The organism is Streptomyces sp. NPDC054757 (assembly GCF_053612185.1).
This window is the reverse complement of sequence record NZ_JBSHBW010000052.1, coordinates 20,067-37,966: the sequence shown is the minus strand read 5'-3', so window position 1 is coordinate 37,966 and position 17,900 is coordinate 20,067. Positions and strand designations below refer to the sequence as shown.

Sequence of the window (17,900 nt, the reverse complement as noted above, 5' to 3'; positions counted from 1 at the left end):
GGCCGGCATCACGCCGGCCGGGGCGGCCGCCGTATGCGCCCGGCGAAGAGTCCGGGGCGTCCGCCGTATACCGCCGACCGGCGACCGGCTGCCGTACCCGGCTCCGACTGCGCCCGGAGCGACGCCGGATGCCGGGGACCGCCGTGCATGGTTCCATGAGAGATGTCAGTGCTTGAGGCTCCCGCGGCATCCGCCCAGCGGACGCAACGGGGTGGCACATCAGGCTGATCCCACGACTTTCAGGGCGGCACGCGGCTGTCCGGCCGGACCGGTGCGAGCCGGCCGCCCTCATGGACACCGCCGTGGATCCGCCCCGCGTAACCACCCCGGGCGCGCGGGCCGGTGGTCCTGGAAGGAGACGCGGTATGTCCACAGCCATCCTCAGCGTTTTCAGACAGCTCATACAGCTGGTGACAGGCGCGGCCACGGCCGTCGGCCGTTACGTCGCGCAGCACTTCTCGACCCGCAGGCCCCCGGCGGAACACGCCGGGCGGCCCCGCCCCGCAGATCTGCTCTCCGGCCGGATCGGGCAGGCCGAATACCAGGCGGACCAGGAGCGGCTGGCCCTCGCCGACGAGTCCGCCCACCCACTCCACGTCCCCTCGCTGCCGAGACGATGACCCGCCCCGCCGACCCGGACCGGCGGAGCGGCCCGCCGCAGGGCCCAGCCGCCGTCATCCGCGCCGGCGGACTCACCAAGGCGTACGCCAAGTCCGCCGCCCCGGCAGTGGACGGCATCGATCTCCGGGTGTGCCAGGGAGAGATCTTCGGACTGCTGGGGCCCAACGGGGCCGGCAAGACCACCACGGTCGGCATGCTGACCGCCCGGGTGGTGCCGACGGCGGGCTCCGCGTACATCGGTGACATCGACGTGGTCGCCGAACCGACGCTCGCCAAACAGCTCATCGCCGTCGTCAGCCAGCAGAACACCCTGGACCGCTCGCTGACGGTGTGGGAGAACCTGTACTTCCACGGCCTGCTGTTCGGCATTGCGCGACGGGAGTCACGCCGCACCGCCGACGCCCTGCTCGAACAGTTCCATCTGTCCCGCTGGGCCAAGTCGTCGGTGTTCGCCCTGTCCGGCGGGATGGCGCAGCGTCTGATGGTGGCCCGTGCGATCTTCCACCGCCCCGCCGTGCTCTTCCTCGACGAGCCGACGGCCGGTCTCGACCCGCAGGGCAGGCTGGCACTCTGGGAGGCGCTGGACCGGCTGATCGCGGAGGGCCAGACGATTCTGCTCACCACGCACAACATGGAGGAGGCCGACCACCTCTGCGACCGGGTGGCGATCATCGACCACGGCCGGATCCTCGCGCTGGACACACCGGCGGCCCTCAAACAGGGGCTCGGTGCCGACGCCGTGGTCACGGTCGCCACCAGCGGCAGCCAGGAGGGCCTGGCCGCCCGGCTGAACAGCGACATCCAAGGAGTCGTCCGCACCCGGCTGGTCGACGGAGCCGTCGAGATACAGGTCAAGGGCGCCGAACGGCTGCTGCCGAGGGTCGTCACGAGCGCGGAGGCCGGCGGGTTCGAACTGGTCGACCTCTCGATCACCGAGAGCACTCTGGAGACCGTCTTCATCAGCCTGACCGGACAGGAGCTGAGGGACTGATGGCCACGTCAAGTGCCGCCCCGCCGCCCGGTGACGTACCACCCGGTGACGTACCGCCCGGCGACGTACCGTCCGCCGGCGGATCCGGGCGCCCCATCGGCGTACGGCCGGCCCGGTCGGCGGCCGCCGCGAGCCGCTCCGCGCTGAGCGCGCTGGTCCAGCGCGATCTGACCGTACTGATGAAGAACTTCGGCGAGTTCGCCGGCCGGACCGTCATGCAGCCGTTCCTGCTGGTCTTCGTGTTCCTGTACGTGTTCCCCCTCATCGGCCAGGGGATCGGGTCGGGCGGCGGCGCCAGGGGGGAGTCGGCGTTCGCGACCGTCCTGGTCCCCGGGGTGGTGTCCATCGCGATCATGTTCCAGGGCATCCAGTCGGTCGCCATCCAGATGTCCCAGGAGTTCGGCTTCACCCGCGAGATCGAGGACCGGGTGCAGGCCCCGTGCCCGATCTGGCTGGTGGCGGTCGCGAGGGTGCTGTCCGGGTCGGCCCAGGGGCTGATCTCGGCGGTCATCGTGCTGCCGATCGCCGCCGTCGTGCACGCCCCCGGAGTCCACCCGCACCTCAGCATCCACTGGTGGATCGTGGTCACCCTGATCCCGCTCTCCTGCCTCACGATGACCTCGCTCGGGCTGCTGCTGGGCACCACGTTCGAGCCGAGGAACATCGGGGTGATGTTCGGCTTCGTCGTGCTGCCGCTCGTCTTCCTCGGCGGTACGTACTACCAGTGGACCAGGCTGGCCCCCGTACAGGTCGGCGGATTCCACTGGCTCCAGGTGCTGGTACTGGTCAACCCCCTGATCTACATGAGCGAGGGCATGCGGGCCGGGTTCACCGACGTGTCCCATATGCACCTGTACGTGATCTATCCGGTGCTCGCCGGTTTCTGCGCGCTCTTCCTCGCTCTCGGACTGCGCAACTTCCGCCACCGCGTGCTGTCCTGAGCTGCGCTGCGGTGCGGCAGCCCGGCAGTGCGGCCGAGTTGCGGTGCGGCCGAATTGGTCCAGACCGCTCCTGCTACCGTCTGCCGGAGCCCGGCCACGCACGGACCGGCGCGGCAGGAGAGGGGGAGCACGGTGGTCACCACAGGCACCGGGCGGGCATTCATCGGTTCGTTCACCTCGGCAGGGGGCCCGGGGCTCGTCGCCGCCTCGGTGGACGCGACGGGGGCGTTGACCGCGCTGGGCGCGGTGGACACCGTGCCGAACCCCTCGTTCCTCGCCGTCGCCCCCGGCGGCGCGGTCCTGTACGCCGTCTCCGAGACCGGCGACGGGGCGGCTGCGGCCTTCGACGTCACCGGGGCGCTGCCCCGGCTGATCGGTGCTCCGGTCGCCGTGGGCGGCGCCGACCCCACCCACCTCGTACACACCGGCGGGCATGTCGTCACCGCCAACTACAGCTCGGGGAGCGTCAGTGTGCTGCCCGTACGCGCGGCCGACGGCGGTCTGGTCGCCCCCGTCTCGGTACTGCGTCACGAGGGCCGCGGGCCGCACCAGGACCGGCAGGAGGGCCCGCACGCCCACCAGGTGAGACAGGACCCCACCGGGCGCTGGGTGCTGAGTGTGGACCTCGGCACCGACTCCGTACGGGTCTGCGCACTGGACCCGGACTCGGGAGCGCTGACGGTGCACGGGGAGACCGCGCTGCGGCCCGGCAGCGGCCCCCGCCATCTGGCCTTCCACCCGGCGGGAACGCATGTGTACGTCCTGAACGAGCTGGAGCCCACCCTCACGGTCTGCCGGTGGGACGCCGCGACCGGCACGCTGGAGCCGGCCGGCACGACCGCGCTGCTGCCCGGAGGCACCGCGGGGGAGAGCTACGGGTCAGGGGTGGCCGTCGCACCCGATGGGCGCTTCGTCTGGGCGGCGAACCGGGGGCAGGACAGCATCTCCGTACTGGCCCTCGACGCGAGCGGGGAAAGGCCCGCACTGGTGACCACGGTGGACTGCGGCGGCCGGTGGCCGCGCGACCTGACGCTGGACCCCGGCGGGCGGCGGCTGTATGCGGCCAATGAGCACTCGGGGGATGTGACCTGGTTCGACATCGACCCGCTGACCGGGATCCCGGGCCGCTCCGGCTCCGTGGAGGTGGCCGCGGCCTCGTGCGTGGTGTTCGCCTGACGGCCCGGGCGGAACAGGAAGGGGCCCGCACCTGCCCGGTGCGCGCCCCTTCCTGTGCGCAGTCGTCCGCCGCGGGTCAGCCGACCGGGGCTCCCTGGGACGGCTGCTGCGGTGAGATGCCCAGCGCGGTGGTGTACTTCGACAGCACCAGCTTGCCGACCGCCGGGTAGGCGCCGAGCGGTGCGGCGGACGCGCAGTCCGCCTCCTTGGCAGCCCCCGCCAGCAGCTCGTCCGTGACCTCGGGGCCGATCAGGTACGGCGCGAGCGCCAGCTGCGCCGAGCCCGAACCCCGCAGCTGCTCGGCGATGGCGGCGACGGAACCGTCCACATCGAGAGCGGCGGCCATCACCGGCACGGCCAGCCGCGCTGCCAGCAGCATCCCGGTGATCCCGGCGGCCTGCACGGCCTCGTCGCCGCCGACCGTCGCCAGGATGATGCCGTCGGCCGCGGTGGCGACGGTGAACAGCCGGGCCCGGTCGGCCCGGGACAGACCGGCCTCCGAGAGACGCACATGCAGCCCCTCCGCGAGCAGCGGGTGCGGTCCCAGCACCTCGGTCAGCTCGGCAGCGGTGGTGCTGTCCATCACGGCCTGCCGTATCCGCCGCTCGGTGGCCGCGTCCGGGCCGGCCAGCAGCGGCACCACGACGGCGGTGGCGCCGGCCGGCTCGGCCACCTCGCGCCCGGCGGCCTTCGCCAGCTCGTAGCGCGCCACCCGCTCGGCTGCGGTGGCGGAGAGCACCGTCTCCAGGGCGGGGAACTCGTCCTCGCCGCCGTCCAGATATCCGATACGGGCGTCCAGCCCCGGCAGCTCGGAACGGGCGATCGACATCACCTCTTCCGCCAGGCTGCGAACAGCGGCGGAAGGTGTGCCGGGAACAGCGAGAACCAGCGCGGGCGCGCCCTCAGGGGCCACCGCGGGTTCCGGGCGGCGGTGCCGTCCGGTCTGGCGGGGTCGCGGCATTCGTACAGGCAGGCCGGGAACGGGCCCATTGGGGGAGCTCATGGCGCCGCATGCTACTGGCTTTGCAGGCCCGGCTGTTCGGGGAGGGTGCGTTCGTGAGGCGTCTGTCCTCTTTTATCCGTTGCGTCTGGTCCTCATCGCGTATCCTGTTCCGCCACGACACGCAAGAGCTGTGGATGCGGCGGCAGTCGAAGCCCTCCGGTGGCGAGCGCCGAAGCGATCCGTACCGCTCCCACCAGCGGATCCCCCGCCGCCGGCACGGGTCTGGCAGACGGCAGCAGGGCGGCGAGCTCCTCGCGCGCAGGGGTGAGCAGCGGGTCCCCCATCTTGAACAGACCACCCGTGAGGGCTACTTCACAGCCCGCGCCTGACTCCGCCCGCGGCGCCGGGCAGACGGCGGCGGCCGCTTCGGCGATCTGCCGGGCCGCGTCCCGCAGGATCGCCGCCGCCACCGGGTCGCCCGGCGCGCACCTGGCCACCTCCGGGGCGAACGAGGCGAGCACGGCGGGCCGGTCCGTACGCGGATAGAGCAGCCCCGGCAGACCGCCGGCCGGTCCGAAGACCGCCTCCAGCCGTTCGAGCAGCGCGTCCGAACCGCCCCGCCGCCCGTCGTACGCGCGCATCGCGGCCTCAAGGCCGGCCCGGCCGATCCAGGCCCCGCCGCCGCAGTCGCCCAGCAGATGCCCCCAGCCGTCCGCCCGGCGCCACCGCACGAGGTCGGTGCCCAGCGCGATCATCCCGGTGCCCGCAGCGACCACCGCGCCCGGCCGCTGGCCGAGCGCTCCCGCGTACGCCGTCACCGCGTCGGCGGCGAGCGCCAGCCGCCGCACCCCGAGCGCGCGCTCCAGCGCGGCCGGCAGCTCCGCGCGCAGGTCGTCGCCGAGCGTCGCCATCCCGGCGGCCCCGATGGCCACCGCCGACACCCCGGCCCCGCCCGTGCGCCCGAGCAGCTCCCCGGCCATGGGCAGCAGCTGCTCCAGCAGATGAGCCGCTTCGATTCCGCGGGCGCCGGTGCGTACGGGAATCCGGGAGGCGACGGAGGTTTCCGTTCCGGTGAGCGCCGGATCCGCGGCGGCGAGCGCCACCCGCAGCCCGGAGCCGCCCGAGTCCACCCCCAGCACCCAGGTCACGGCAGCCGCCAGTCCACCGGCTGGGCCCCCTGGCGTACCAGCAGGTCGTTGGTCCGGCTGAAGGGGCGCGAACCGAAGAAGCCACGGTCGGCCGACATGGGGGAGGGGTGGGACGACTCGACCGCGGGAAGGTCGCCGAGCAGCGGCCGGAGGTTGCGGGCGTCGCGCCCCCACAACACCGAGACCAGCGGCTTCCCCCGGGCGGCAAGCGCCCGGATGGCCTGCTCGGTCACGTCCTCCCAGCCCTTGCCGCGGTGGGCCGCCGGCTTGCGCGGTGCCGTGGTCAGCGCCCTGTTGAGCAGCAGTACGCCCTGCTCGGCCCAGGGGGTCAGATCCCCGTTGGAGGGGCGGGGCAGCCCGAGGTCCGTGTGCATCTCGCGGAAGATGTTGTCCAGACTGCCCGGCACCGGGCGTACATCGGGCGCCACCGAGAAGCTCAGCCCGACGGCGTGCCCCGGTGTCGGATAGGGATCCTGGCCGACGATCAGGACACGTACCTCGTCGAACGGCTGCTGGAACGCGCGCAGCACGTTCGCCCCCGACGGCAGATAGGTGCGTCCCGCGGCGATCTCGGCGCGCAGGAACTCGCCCATCGCCGTGATCCGTCCGGCTGCGGGAGCGAGCGCCTGCGCCCATCCCGCTTCGACAATTTCGTTCAACGGTCGTGCTGCCACGGGGCGTCACTCTACTGGCACACCGCACCGGCACCGTGCCGGGTGCGCGGGAGCGGCCACGGGAGCGTCCACCAGCGGTGGAGCACCCGCTTTGCATGGTCATGCGTTATGACGCATACTCTTTCTATGTCTAAGGTTCTTACCTCCCTCCCGACCGGCGAGCGCGTCGGTATCGCCTTCTCCGGTGGCCTCGACACCTCCGTCGCGGTCGCGTGGATGCGCGACAAGGGCGCCGTCCCGTGCACCTACACCGCCGACATCGGCCAGTACGACGAGCCCGACATCGCGTCGGTCCCCGGCCGCGCGCTGGCGTACGGCGCCGAGATCGCGCGCCTGGTCGACTGCCGTGCGGCGCTCGTCGAGGAGGGCCTGGCGGCGCTCACCTGCGGTGCGTTCCACATCCGGTCGGGCGGGCGCTCCTACTTCAACACGACGCCGCTCGGCCGCGCCGTCACCGGCACCCTGCTGGTCCGCGCGATGCTTGAGGACGACGTACAGATCTGGGGCGACGGCTCGACGTTCAAGGGCAACGACATCGAGCGGTTCTACCGCTACGGCCTGCTCGCCAACCCCCACCTGCGCATCTACAAGCCGTGGCTGGACGCGGAGTTCGTCACCGAGCTCGGTGGCCGCAAGGAGATGTCGGAGTGGCTGGTCGCCCACGACCTCCCGTACCGCGACAGCACCGAGAAGGCCTACTCCACCGACGCCAACATCTGGGGCGCGACCCACGAGGCCAAGACCCTGGAGCACCTCGACACCGGCGTCGAGACCGTCGACCCGATCATGGGGGTCCGGTTCTGGGACCCCGAGGTCCCGGTCGCCGCCGAGGACGTGACCATCGGCTTCGACCAGGGCCGCCCGGTGACGATCAACGGCAAGAGGTTCGCCACCCCGGTCGACCTGGTGATGGAGGCGAACGCCATCGGCGGCCGTCACGGCATGGGCATGTCCGACCAGATCGAGAACCGGGTGATCGAGGCCAAGAGCCGCGGCATCTACGAGGCCCCCGGGATGGCGCTGCTGCACGCCGTGTACGAGCGCCTGGTCAACGCGATCCACAACGAGGACACCGTCGCGCAGTACCACAACGAGGGCCGGCGCCTCGGCCGCCTCATGTACGAGGGCCGCTGGCTCGACCCGCAGGCACTGATGATCCGCGAGTCGCTCCAGCGCTGGGTGGGAGCGGCGGTCACCGGAGAGGTGACACTGCGGCTGCGGCGCGGTGAGGACTACTCGGTCCTGGACACCTCGGGCCCGGCGTTCAGCTACCACCCCGACAAGCTCTCCATGGAGCGCACCGTGGACTCCGCGTTCGGCCCGGTGGACCGGATCGGCCAGCTCACCATGCGGAACCTCGACATCGCCGACTCCCGCGCCAAGCTGGAGCAGTACGCAGGCCTCGGCATCGTCGGCAACACCCACGCCACGCTCATCGGCGCAGCCCAGGCCGCGTCGACGGGTCTGATCGGCGCGATGCCGCAGGGCGGGGCCGAGGTCATCGCCTCCCGCGGCAAGGCCGAGGGCGCCGACGAGATGCTCGACCGCGCCGCGATGGAGTTCGGCACCGACTGACCCGGGACGGGCAGGACACCCGCCGCCCGGAGGGCGACCCGGGCGACCCTCCGGGCGGCGGTACTCCGACGCCGGCGGCCAGGGTCTGTCCGGCCCGCGAAGATCGGCCGAGGCCCTATCGGGGCGCCGGCAGGGTGACCTCGAAGCGGCAGCCGCCGGTCACGTTGCGCACCGCGGCCCGGCCGGCGTGCGCCTCCACGATGCCGCGCACGATGGCCAGGCCGAGACCGGCGCCCGCCGGGGGTGTGCGGGCCTCGCTGCCCCGCCAGCCGGTGTCGAAGACCCGCGCGAGGTCGTCCTCCGGGATGCCGCCGCAGCCATCGGTCACCGAGAGGACGACGGAGCCGGCCCGCCGCTCGGCGGCGACCGCGACCGTACCGTCGGCGGGTGTCCGGTGGATGGCGTTGACCAGCAGATTGGCCAGCACCCTGGTCATCTCCTTGCCGTCCACCTCGACCGGCAGGGGCTGCACACCGCCGCCCTCCAGCCGCACCCCGTGCTCACGGGCCAGCGGATCCGCCCCGGCCAGTGCGTCGCCCACCAGGTCGTACACGGACATCCGCACCGGAGCCAGCGTCAGCGCGCCCGCGTGGATACGGGACAGTTCGAAGAGATCGCCGACCATGGTGTTCATACGGTCCACCTCGGTGCGGATCTGCCGGAAGTAACGCTCGGGGTCGGACGCCATCCCGTCCTCCAGCGCCTCCGACATCGCCCGCAGCCCGGCGAGCGGAGTCCGCAGGTCGTGCGAGATCCACGCCACCAGCTCACGGCGTGAGGTCTCCAGCGCCCGCTCGCGCCGGCGCGACACCGCCAGCTTCTCGCTCGTCGCGGCCAGTTCCCGTCCCAGATCGGCCAGTTCGGCGGTGGGCGCCCCGCCCGGTTCGGCGAAGTCGCCCCCGTCGCCGAAGGACCGCGCGGCCAGCGTGAGCGCCCTGCTGCCCGCCACGACCCAGCGGCCGAGCAGCAGCGCGGTCGCCAGCGACACCACCGCGGCCATGGCCACCACCAGCGTCACGACCTTGAGGTCGTGCGGCGACAGGAACATCGCTCTCGCCACCACCAGTGTCCCCGCCAGCATCGCGGTCACCGCGACCGCCGAGACGACGGTGAGCGACAGGGTGACCGAGCGGTGGCGAAGCCGCCACAGGGCGCCCGCTCCGATCAGCCCGGCCGCACCGGCGCCGAGGAACGCGTACAGGGCGATGAAGAGCACATCCTTCACCGCGCACCCGCCCCGCCCGACCCGGACCGGGGCGCTGCGCCCGCGCCGGGCCCGCTCGCGTCCCGCCCGCCCGCGTCCCGCCCGCCCGCATCCGGCCTGTCCGGCCCGTATCGGCCCGCCTCGGGAACCCCGCCCCCGGGCCCCGGCGGCTCCGGCGCGTCCTCGAAGCGGTAGCCGACCCCCCACACCGTGCGGATCAGCCTCGGTGCGGCGGGATCGTCCTCGATCTTGCCGCGCAGCCGGCGCACATGGACCGTGACCGTCGACAGATCGCCGAACTCCCAGCCCCACACCTCATGCATCAGCCGCTCCCGGCCGCACGCCTGCCCCGGATGCCCGACCAGATAGGCCAGCAGATCGAACTCCCTCAGCGTCAGGGCGATTTCACGGCCGTCCTTGGTGGCACGCCGGGCCGCGGGATCCACCGTGATGCCCGCGGCGCGCAGCAGCGGCCCCGGACGGTCGCCGCCCGTACGGCTGCGCCGCAGCACCGAGTCGACGCGGAGCACCAGCTCACGCGGGCTGAACGGCTTGGTGACATAGTCGTCCGCGCCTATTTCCAGCCCCAGGATCCGGTCGTCCTCGTCGCCGCGCGCGGTCAGCATGATCACCGGAACCGGGCCGCGTTCCCGCAGCACCCGGCACACCTCCAGACCGTCCATGCCCGGCAGCATCAGATCGAGCACCACCAGGTCGGGGCTGCGCCGCGCCGCGCACTCCAGGGCCGCCGGGCCGTCAGCCGCGCGGTCCACCGAGTACCCCGCCCGGTCCAGATAACCGGCGACGACTTCGGAGACGGTCGGGTCGTCGTCGACGACCAGCACACAGGGCGGGCAGAGAGCGGGGCGCGGGTTCGGCATGCCCCCAGCCTGTCACCGGGCCGGGGCGCGCGGACCGTCGAGTGGGTGGTCGTGCACGGACGTCCGCGTTTCGTAAGGAGCGGATGAGCCCTCAAGCGCCCTCCGGTTCGTACGGTGAGGACGTGACCGAGCTGACGCCCCCGCGGCCCCCGAGCCCCGTGCCCCCTCTGACGGCGGACGTCGTCCTCCCCTGCCTCGACGAAGCGGGCGCGCTGCCCCGGGTCCTGGAGCGGATCCCGGACGGCTGGCGGGCCCTGGTGGTCGACAACGGCTCGACCGACGGCTCGGCCGCCATCGCCGCGGACCTCGGCGCCACCGTCGTCCACGAAGCCCGCCGCGGCTTCGGCGCCGCCTGCCATGCCGGTCTGCGCGCCGCCACAGCGGATCTGGTGTGCTTCTGCGACTGCGACGGTTCGCTCGACCCCGGGCTGCTGGCCGGTCTGGCCCGCCGGGTCGCGGACGGCGAATCCGACCTCGTACTGGGCCGCCGGCGTCCCACCGGGCGCGGCGCCTGGCCCCTGCACGCCCGCGCGGGGAACTACGCGCTCTCCCGGATGCTGCACACCCGGACCGGACTGCGCCTGCGCGACCTCGGCCCGATGCGGGTCGCCCGCCGCACGGCGCTGCTCGGCCTCGGACTGACCGACCGGCGCAGCGGCTATCCGCTGGAGATGGTCGTACGGGCATCCGACGCGGGGTGGCGGATCACCGAGCAGGACGTGCCCTACCGGCCGCGCACCGGGAAGTCGAAGGTCACCGGCACCTGGCGGGGCACCTGGCAGGCGGTGAGCGATATGCGCTCGGTTCTCGGCGCCCCCGCCCGCGCCGCCGCCTCCGCCCCCGCCGGGACGGCGGTGCGATGACCACGCTGCTCGTCATCGCCAAGGAGCCGCGGCCCGGCCGGGTCAAGACCCGGCTCACCCCGCCCTACACCCCCCAGCAGGCGGCGCACATCGCCGAGGCCGCGCTGAGCGACACGCTCGCGGCGGTTCTCGCCTGTCCGGCCCGGCGCCGGATCCTGGTGCTCGAAGGCACGCCCGGCACGTGGCTGCCGCCCGGCATCGAGGTCGTACCGCAGAGCGGCGGCGGACTCGACGAACGGCTCGCCGCCGCATTCGCCCTCTGTACGGGCCCCGCTCTGCTCATCGGCATGGACACCCCGCAACTCACCCCTGCCCTGCTGGAACCCGCGCTCGGGCCCGGCGGCTGGGAAGGCTGCGACGCCTGGTTCGGGCCCGCCGATGACGGTGGATTCTGGGCCCTCGGACTCGCGGAACCCCGCCCCGGACTCATCCGCGGGGTCCCCATGTCGACCCCGGGGACCGGCGCGGCGCAGCGGGCCAGGCTGACCGGCGCCGGGCTCACCGTCCGTGAGCTGCCCGCGCTGCGTGACGTCGACACCGCGCACGACGTACGGGCGGTGGCCGCCGCCATTCCGCACAGCCGCTTCGCGGCGGCCGTCTCGGGCATCGCGGCCACGGACCCGGCCTCCGTCCCCGGCGGCTCGGTGGATCCTGCCTTGCTCCCCGGCGGTACGGCGGCCCCGGCCGGCCACCGCCCCGGAGCCCGGACGTGAGCGCTCCGGCCCGGCCGCGCTGCTGGCAGTCCGATCCCTACACCGACGCCCTGCGCACCGGGCGCGGCCCGCTCTTCCTGCGCCGCGCGGACGGCTGGCTCCTCCCGCTCGACGTGGAACGCTGGTGTGCGGGCGCCGACCGCGCCGACATGTCCGTGCTCGGCCGGTGCGAGGGAACCGTCCTCGACATCGGATGCGGCCCCGGCCGGCTGGTCGCCGCACTGGCCGGTCTTGGCCACCGGGCGCTCGGCGTCGACGTCAGCCCCGCGGCCGTCGCCCGCACCGCACGGGCCGGAGCGCCCGCCCTGTGCCGCTCGGTCTTCGACCGGCTGCCGGGGGAGGGGCGCTGGGGTACGGCGCTGCTCATCGACGGGAATGTCGGCATCGGCGGCGACCCGGCGGCCCTGCTCGCCCGCGCCGCCCAACTCACCAGCCCCCGGGGCCTGTTGCTGGCCGAGGCCGCCCCGGTCGAGGTCGACGAGTGCGTACGGGTCAGGGTCGACGACGGCAGGGGCGGCGCCGGAGCCGACTTCCCGTGGGCCCGGGTGGGCGTACGCGCACTGCTCGGCCACGCACGCGCGGCCGGCTGGACCGCGGCCGGGCAGTGGCAGGAGGAGGGGCGCCCCTTCATCGCGCTGCGCAGATCCGGCGCCGTCGTGCACCAGGCACACTCCGCCGCGCCGGACCACGGGCCCTGAGCCGCGGCGGCCGTACGGAGGAACCCGCACCCCGGGGTACGGGAAACGGGCTGCGGTGACGGCTCGGCTCCCGTGCACCGGTACGGACGCACCCGGCGCCCCGGCGAAGTTACAGACTCGGTAAAGTCCCGGTCATGGCGGCCGAACCGACCGACCCCGGCACCCCCGACATCCGGAGCGCCTGGCGCTACCTGGTGTGGCTGGTCGCCGGGCAGCGCCGCAGGATCGCCGCGGGCGCCCTGCTGGGCACCGCGTGGACGACGGGGCTCACCCTGCCGCCCTATCTGCTGTCCCGGGCCATCGACGCGGGGCTCGGACCCGGCAGCCAGGGGACGCTGCTCCGCTGGACCGGCGCGCTGCTCGGCATCGGTGTGCTCAACGCCTGGCTCGGCATCATGCGCCACCGCACCATGACCCGGGTACGGATGGACGCCGCCTTCCGAACCGTGCGGGTCGTCGTACGGCACTCCACCCGGCTGGGCGCCGCACTCCCGCTCCGGGTGACGGCGGGTGAGGTCGCCGCGATCGGCGGCAGCGATGTGGCACGCATCAGCGAGGCCCTCACGGTGACCGGCCCCGGGGTCGGTGCGGTGGTGGCCTACTGCGTGGTGGCGGCCCTGCTGTACGCCGTGTCGCCGCTGCTCATGGCCGTCCTGCTGCTCGGTGTACCGCTGCTCGCCCTGGTGATCGGACCGCTGCTCGGCCGGCTGCGGGGCACGGAGTCCGTCTACCGGGAGCGCCAGGGTGAGCTCACCGCCCTGCTCACGGATCTGGTGGGCGGGCTGCGGGTGCTCGGCGGCCTCGGCGGCAAGGGGCTGTACGCCGACCGCTACCGCGCGGGGTCGCAGCGGCTCCGCGTCGAGGGGTACCGGGTCGGCGGGGTGACCAGCTGGATCCAGGCGCTCGCGGTCGGTCTGCCCGCGCTCTTTCTCGCCGCCGTCACCTGGCTCGCCGCCCGGATGGCGGCCGAGGGGACGATCACTGCGGGCCAACTGGTGGCGGTGTACGGCTATGTGGCGGTGCTCGTGGTGCCGGTGGCCTCCTTCGTCGAGGGTGGCTACGGCATCAGCCGGGGCCTGGTCGCCGCCCGCCGGGTGGTGCGCTTCCTCGCCGTCGAGCCGTACGCGGAGCCGGCCGCGCACCGCGGCGTCGCGCCCGCGCAGCCGTCCGTACTGCGTGATCCCGTGTCCGGGACCGAGGTGGCGCCCGGTCTGCTGACCGCGCTCGTCAGCGCCCGGCCGTCGGACACGGTCGCGGTGGTCGACCGGCTGGGGCGCTTCACCGCATCGGACGTGACCTGGGGATCCGTACGGCTGGACGCGGTTCCCACGGCGCAGCTGAGGCGGCGGATCCTGGTCGCGGACAACGAGGCCCACCTGTTCGCCGGGACGCTGCGCGAGAGCCTCGCCGGCCGGACGGACCGGGACGGGGCGGCCCTCGCGCAAGCGCTGCACACTGCGGTCGCCGACGACGTCCTCGCGTGCCTTCCCGACGGGCTCGATTCGCCGGTCGAAGAGCTCGGCCGTAACCTCTCCGGCGGCCAGCGGCAGCGGATCAGGCTGGCCGGGACCCTGCTGGCCGACCCCGAAGTGCTGCTGGCGGTCGATCCCACGTCAGCGGTCGACGCGCACACCGAGGCCACTGTCGCGGCCCGGCTGAAGGCGGCCCGCGCCGGCCGCACCACCCTGGTCACCACCACGTCACCGCTGTTCCTGGAGAGGGCGGACACCGTGTACTACCTGGTGGACGGGGAAGTAGCCGCCGTCGGCAGCCACTTCGAGCTGCTGCGCGACCAGCCCGGCTACCGGGCGCTGGTCGCGCGCAGCACCGGCGAGGAGGCGGCCGCGGAAGGCGCCGCGGTGGCCCCGGGCGCCGCAGTGGTGGCTCCTGACGGCGAGGGGACGGCCGGGGAACTGCCGCACAGCCGGGCCGCCGACACAGCCGCCGACCCCGGCACAGCAGGGCCGAAGGGGGTGGCCCGGTGAACACCCCGCTGCCCGTCGCCGGGAAGCGCGAGGTCCGGCGGGCGGCCGGGCGGCTGATCCGGGCCGACGCGCGCGCCTTCGCCGCCGTCGTCGTCCTCAACGCCCTGGCCGCCGCTGCGGGGCTGGCCGGGCCGTGGCTGCTGGGCCGCATCATCGACCGGGTCGCAACGGGCGGCGGTGTCGGTACGGTCGACCGGCTCGCCCTGGCCCTCCTGCTCCTCGCGGTGGCCGAGCTGCTGCTCACCCGGTTCGCCCGGTATCTCGCCCACCGCTTCGGCGAGCGCACATCCGCCCGGGTGCGCGAGCAGTTCACCGACCGGGCGCTCGCCCTGCCCGCCACGGTCGTGGAGCGGGCGGGCACCGGTGACCTCGGCGTCCGGGGCACCACCGATGTCGCCACGGTCGGTTCGACTCTGCGGGACGCGGCCCCGGACGTCCTCATCGCCACCGTCCAGGCGTTGTTCATCCTCGGGGCGGTCTTCGCGGTGAACCCGCTGCTCGGCTGCTGCGGGGTGGCCGGGCTGTCGGGCATCTGGTGGGCGGCGCGCTGGTATCTGCGCCGGGCGCACCCCGCCTATCTGGCCGAGGGCGCGGCGTACTCCCAGCTCATCGAGGTCCTCACGGCGACGGCCTCCGGCGCCAGGACCGTGGAGGCGCTCGGCCTGGAGCTGCGGCGCATCGAGGCGTGCGAGGAGGCGGTCGGTGTCTGGCGCCGCTCCCGGGTGCGGACGTTGTGGCTGCGCAGTGTGCTCTTCCCCGCAGTGGACGTCTCGTACGTACTGCCGGTGGCCGGTGTGCTGCTCCTCGGGAGTGTGCTGCACGACAGGGGAGTGGTGTCACTGGGTGCGGTGGTCGCCTCCGCGCTCTATCTGCGCCGGCTCTCCGCGCCGCTCGACACCGTCCTCCAGCAGTTGGAGCAACTGCAGAGCAGCGGGGCCGCCTTCGCCCGGGTCGAAGGGGTGGCGCAGGCCCCGGCGCCCGCCCCGGCCTGGGCGGGCGGCGTGCCGGCGGACGACCGGATCGAGGTGACAGGGGTCCACTACGCGTACGAGGGCGGCCCCGATGTGCTGCACGGGGTCGATCTGACCGTACGGCCGGGTGAGCGGCTGGCGGTCGTCGGACCCTCCGGAGCCGGAAAGTCCACGCTGGGGCGGCTGCTGGCGGGCATTGACGCCCCGCGCACGGGCACAGTCACGGTGGGCGGGGTGCCGCTCGCGCATCAGCCGCCCGGACATCTGCGCAGCCAGGTCGTCCTGGTCACCCAGGAACACCATGTCTTCCTCGGCACGGTGCGGGACAATCTGCTGATCGCCGCACCGGGTGCGGCCGACACCGAACTGACCGGCGCGCTGACTGCGGTCGGCGCCGAGTGGGTGTCCGCGCTCCCCGACGGGCTGGCGACCGAGCTGGGAGCGGGCGGCCGACTGCTCGACGGCGCCCAGGCGCAGCAACTGGCCCTCGCCCGGGTAGTGCTGGCCGACCCGCACACACTCATCCTCGACGAGGCGACCGCCCTGCTCGATCCGGCGACGGCACGCCACACCGAGCGTGCGCTGGCCGCGGTACTCGAAGGCCGCACGGTGATCGCCATCGCACACCGGCTGCACACCGCGCACGACGCCGACCGGGTCGCCGTCATGGCGGACGGCAGGCTCGCCGAACTCGGCACCCACGAGGAACTGGTCACCGCGGGCGGCGCGTACGCCGGACTCTGGCACACCTGGCACGGCGCCCCGCCTCCCGACCCGTCGTACGAGCCGTGCGTCACCGGCTCTTAACTCGCCACCGGGCAGAGGCTGTTGCCGTCTCCGGTGCGGCGCAGGGCAGGCAGGCCGCACTGTCACTGCTGCCTTGTACGGTGTCCACGGCGTGGCACTGATCAAGGAGGGGGCGACGGTGCTCAAGCACTACTACCGTCTGGTGTACTGGAAGCGAAGACTCACCCGGGCGATACCGGGGCCGGGGGGCCCGGCCCGTATCCGCAGGCGCCGGAGCGGCCCGGCGGCCGACCGGTTCAGGCCGATCCTGGTGTTCGGCGTGATCGTCCTGATCGCGGTCGCCGTCTCCTACGGCATCGGCGCCTGGGAGACCAGCGGCACCCCGGGGCCGACCCGCCCGGCAGGCCCGCAGGCCGGGACCGACGCCTACCAGGCCCCCTGATCCAGCTCCGCCGCCGACGGCTGCGCGGCGTTCGACGCCGCACCGCAGATGCTGCCCCGGGGCCCGCCGACTCCACGGGCATCACCTGGGCTACTCCATGAGGAAGACTTGCTCCATGGGCGCCCACCAGTCGTCGGGGCCCGCCTCCGGCACCTTCTCCTGGCAGGGGTCCGTCAGCTCCCACCACTGACGGGTCGCCTCGTCGCGTCCCATCGCGGCGAGATCCGCGACCAGGTCGTCGCCGTGGTACTCGAAGTAGCTGAAGAGCCGGTCTCCCAGAAGATGGATCGAGTAGTTGGCGATATGGCTCGCCCGCAGCCGGGCGAGCACCGGCTCCGGCACCGCCCGGTGCAGCTCGCGGTAGTCCGCCAGCCTCTCCGGGCGGACCCGGATCACCTGCGCGATCCGCTGCATCAGCCGGTCACCGCCGCTCGTACCGTCTGGCGCTGGGCGCCGAGCCCGTCGATTTCGAGGTCGACCACATCGCCCGCCGAGAGATAGGGAAAGCGGCCGGAGAGCGCCACACCCTCCGGGGTTCCGGTGTTGATGATGTCGCCCGGCTCCAGCACCAGATAGTGGCTGAGGTGGCGTACCAGCTCATGCACTCCGAAGATCATGTCCGCGGTGCTGGAGTCCTGGCGGGGCTCGCCGTTGACCCGGCTGCGGAGGTTCAGGGCCTGCGGCCCGCTGGGGAGGTCACCGGCCGGTACGAGCCATGGTCCGAGCGGGTTGAAGGTCTCACTGGACTTGCCCTTCGACCACTGGCCGCCCGACTCGTCGAGCTGGTACGTCCGTTCCGACACGTCGTGGGAGACCGCGTACCCCGCGATGCACTCCGCCGCCGCGTCCGCCGACGCGAGGTAGCGGGCGGTGCGTCCGATGACGACGGCCAGCTCCACCTCCCAGTCCACGGTCTTCGCGCCGGGCGGGATCAGGACGTCGTCGTACGGTCCGACCACGGTGTTGGGGTGCTTGAAGAAGATGATCGGCGCGGTGGGCGGTTCGCTGCCCGACTCCGCCGCGTGGGCCGCGTAGTTCTGCCCGACACAGAGGACCGCTGTGGGCCGGGCCACCGGTGCGCCCACCCGGAGCCGGGCGGCCCCCGGGAGTTCGGTGAGCGCCCCGGTGCGGAGGGCTTCGCGCACCCGGGCGATACCGCCGCCGGCGAGGAACCGCCCGTCGATGTCGTCGGTCAGCGGGCCGAGATCGTAGAGCACACCGCCTTCGCGTACAGCGGGGTGTTCGCCGCCCGGATCGCCCAGGCGCATGAGCTGCATGACGGCAGCCTCCTCAGATGTCGGCCGATGTCGGCGCGGAAGTCTCAGCG

18 protein-coding genes are annotated in these 17,900 nt (G+C 73.6%); 11 read left to right on the top strand and 7 right to left on the bottom strand.

The annotated features are described in order from the left end of the window. Nucleotides 1-365: 365 nt before the first annotated feature. From ACWGKJ_RS34390 to ACWGKJ_RS34375, 4 genes are all read left to right on the top strand, one after another. Nucleotides 366-620 (top strand): hypothetical protein, encoded by a 255-nt coding sequence (locus tag ACWGKJ_RS34390; protein WP_385030089.1) that lies wholly within the window; start codon nt 366-368, stop codon nt 618-620. Continuing rightward, nucleotides 617-1,612, top strand: a complete 996-nt coding sequence (locus ACWGKJ_RS34385) for an ATP-binding cassette domain-containing protein (protein WP_385030091.1) — start codon at nt 617-619, stop codon at nt 1,610-1,612. The genes ACWGKJ_RS34390 and ACWGKJ_RS34385 overlap by 4 nt, the downstream gene beginning before the upstream one ends. Then, nucleotides 1,612-2,553, top strand: a complete 942-nt coding sequence (locus tag ACWGKJ_RS34380) for an ABC transporter permease (RefSeq protein WP_385030094.1) — start codon at nt 1,612-1,614, stop codon at nt 2,551-2,553. Before ACWGKJ_RS34385 ends, ACWGKJ_RS34380 begins: the two co-directional genes overlap by 1 nt. Nucleotides 2,554-2,685: 132 nt before the next feature. After that, nucleotides 2,686-3,729, top strand: coding sequence for a lactonase family protein (locus ACWGKJ_RS34375; RefSeq protein WP_385030097.1), 1,044 nt, complete (start codon nt 2,686-2,688; stop codon nt 3,727-3,729). 76 nt (nt 3,730-3,805) lie between these two features. On the opposite strand, the gene ACWGKJ_RS34370 is transcribed toward ACWGKJ_RS34375, so the two are convergent. From ACWGKJ_RS34370 to ACWGKJ_RS34360, 3 genes are all read right to left on the bottom strand, one after another. Further along, nucleotides 3,806-4,732, bottom strand: coding sequence for a sirohydrochlorin chelatase (locus ACWGKJ_RS34370; protein WP_385030100.1), 927 nt, complete (start codon nt 4,730-4,732; stop codon nt 3,806-3,808). A gap of 92 nt (nt 4,733-4,824) precedes the next feature. Beyond that, complete coding sequence (locus ACWGKJ_RS34365; RefSeq protein ID WP_385030103.1) at nt 4,825-5,820, bottom strand: N-acetylglucosamine kinase; 996 nt, start codon at nt 5,818-5,820, stop codon at nt 4,825-4,827. Then, complete coding sequence (locus ACWGKJ_RS34360) at nt 5,817-6,494, bottom strand: uracil-DNA glycosylase (RefSeq protein ID WP_385030106.1); 678 nt, start codon at nt 6,492-6,494, stop codon at nt 5,817-5,819. Before ACWGKJ_RS34360 ends, ACWGKJ_RS34365 begins: the two co-directional genes overlap by 4 nt. Before the next feature lie 126 nt (nt 6,495-6,620). Here ACWGKJ_RS34360 and argG point away from each other — a divergent pair, with 126 nt between their 5' ends. Continuing rightward, the gene (gene argG, locus ACWGKJ_RS34355; RefSeq protein ID WP_385030109.1) at nt 6,621-8,069 is read left to right on the top strand and encodes an argininosuccinate synthase; all 1,449 of its coding nucleotides are present in this window, start codon (nt 6,621-6,623) and stop codon (nt 8,067-8,069) included. Nucleotides 8,070-8,184: 115 nt separating this feature from the next. On the opposite strand, the gene ACWGKJ_RS34350 is transcribed toward argG, so the two are convergent. Together ACWGKJ_RS34350 and ACWGKJ_RS34345 are read right to left on the bottom strand one after the other, a co-directional pair. Further along, a complete protein-coding gene (locus tag ACWGKJ_RS34350; RefSeq protein ID WP_385030113.1) occupies nt 8,185-9,294 on the bottom strand; it encodes a sensor histidine kinase in 1,110 nt (369 codons plus the stop codon). Beyond that, nucleotides 9,291-10,154, bottom strand: coding sequence for a response regulator transcription factor (locus ACWGKJ_RS34345; protein WP_385030116.1), 864 nt, complete (start codon nt 10,152-10,154; stop codon nt 9,291-9,293). Before ACWGKJ_RS34345 ends, ACWGKJ_RS34350 begins: the two co-directional genes overlap by 4 nt. Nucleotides 10,155-10,285: 131 nt before the next feature. Between ACWGKJ_RS34345 and ACWGKJ_RS34340 the strand changes: the two genes are divergently transcribed. The 6 genes from ACWGKJ_RS34340 to ACWGKJ_RS34315 all read left to right on the top strand — a co-directional run bounded on the left by ACWGKJ_RS34340 (nt 10,286) and on the right by ACWGKJ_RS34315 (nt 16,573). Then, nucleotides 10,286-11,017 (top strand): glycosyltransferase family 2 protein, encoded by a 732-nt coding sequence (locus ACWGKJ_RS34340; RefSeq protein WP_453315905.1) that lies wholly within the window; start codon nt 10,286-10,288, stop codon nt 11,015-11,017. Next, nucleotides 11,014-11,730, top strand: coding sequence for a TIGR04282 family arsenosugar biosynthesis glycosyltransferase (locus ACWGKJ_RS34335; protein WP_385030122.1), 717 nt, complete (start codon nt 11,014-11,016; stop codon nt 11,728-11,730). Before ACWGKJ_RS34340 ends, ACWGKJ_RS34335 begins: the two co-directional genes overlap by 4 nt. Then, entirely contained in the window at nt 11,727-12,428 is a 702-nt protein-coding gene (locus ACWGKJ_RS34330; protein WP_385030125.1) for a class I SAM-dependent methyltransferase, read from the top strand. The genes ACWGKJ_RS34335 and ACWGKJ_RS34330 overlap by 4 nt, the downstream gene beginning before the upstream one ends. Before the next feature lie 134 nt (nt 12,429-12,562). After that, a complete protein-coding gene (locus ACWGKJ_RS34325; RefSeq protein WP_385030128.1) occupies nt 12,563-14,413 on the top strand; it encodes an ABC transporter transmembrane domain-containing protein in 1,851 nt (616 codons plus the stop codon). Continuing rightward, entirely contained in the window at nt 14,410-16,191 is a 1,782-nt protein-coding gene (locus tag ACWGKJ_RS34320; RefSeq protein WP_385030133.1) for an ABC transporter ATP-binding protein, read from the top strand. Before ACWGKJ_RS34325 ends, ACWGKJ_RS34320 begins: the two co-directional genes overlap by 4 nt. A gap of 91 nt (nt 16,192-16,282) precedes the next feature. Next, nucleotides 16,283-16,573 carry a hypothetical protein gene (locus ACWGKJ_RS34315; RefSeq protein WP_385030137.1) on the top strand — a complete coding sequence of 97 codons (291 nt, stop codon included), beginning with the start codon at nt 16,283-16,285 and terminating at the stop codon, nt 16,571-16,573. Nucleotides 16,574-16,663: 90 nt separating this feature from the next. Here the strand turns inward: ACWGKJ_RS34315 and ACWGKJ_RS34310 are convergent, their stop codons facing one another. Beyond that, nucleotides 16,664-16,987 (bottom strand): L-rhamnose mutarotase, encoded by a 324-nt coding sequence (locus ACWGKJ_RS34310; RefSeq protein WP_385030140.1) that lies wholly within the window; start codon nt 16,985-16,987, stop codon nt 16,664-16,666. Then, entirely contained in the window at nt 16,987-17,850 is an 864-nt protein-coding gene (locus ACWGKJ_RS34305) for a fumarylacetoacetate hydrolase family protein (protein ID WP_385030143.1), read from the bottom strand. Before ACWGKJ_RS34305 ends, ACWGKJ_RS34310 begins: the two co-directional genes overlap by 1 nt. Nucleotides 17,851-17,900 lie beyond the last annotated feature (50 nt).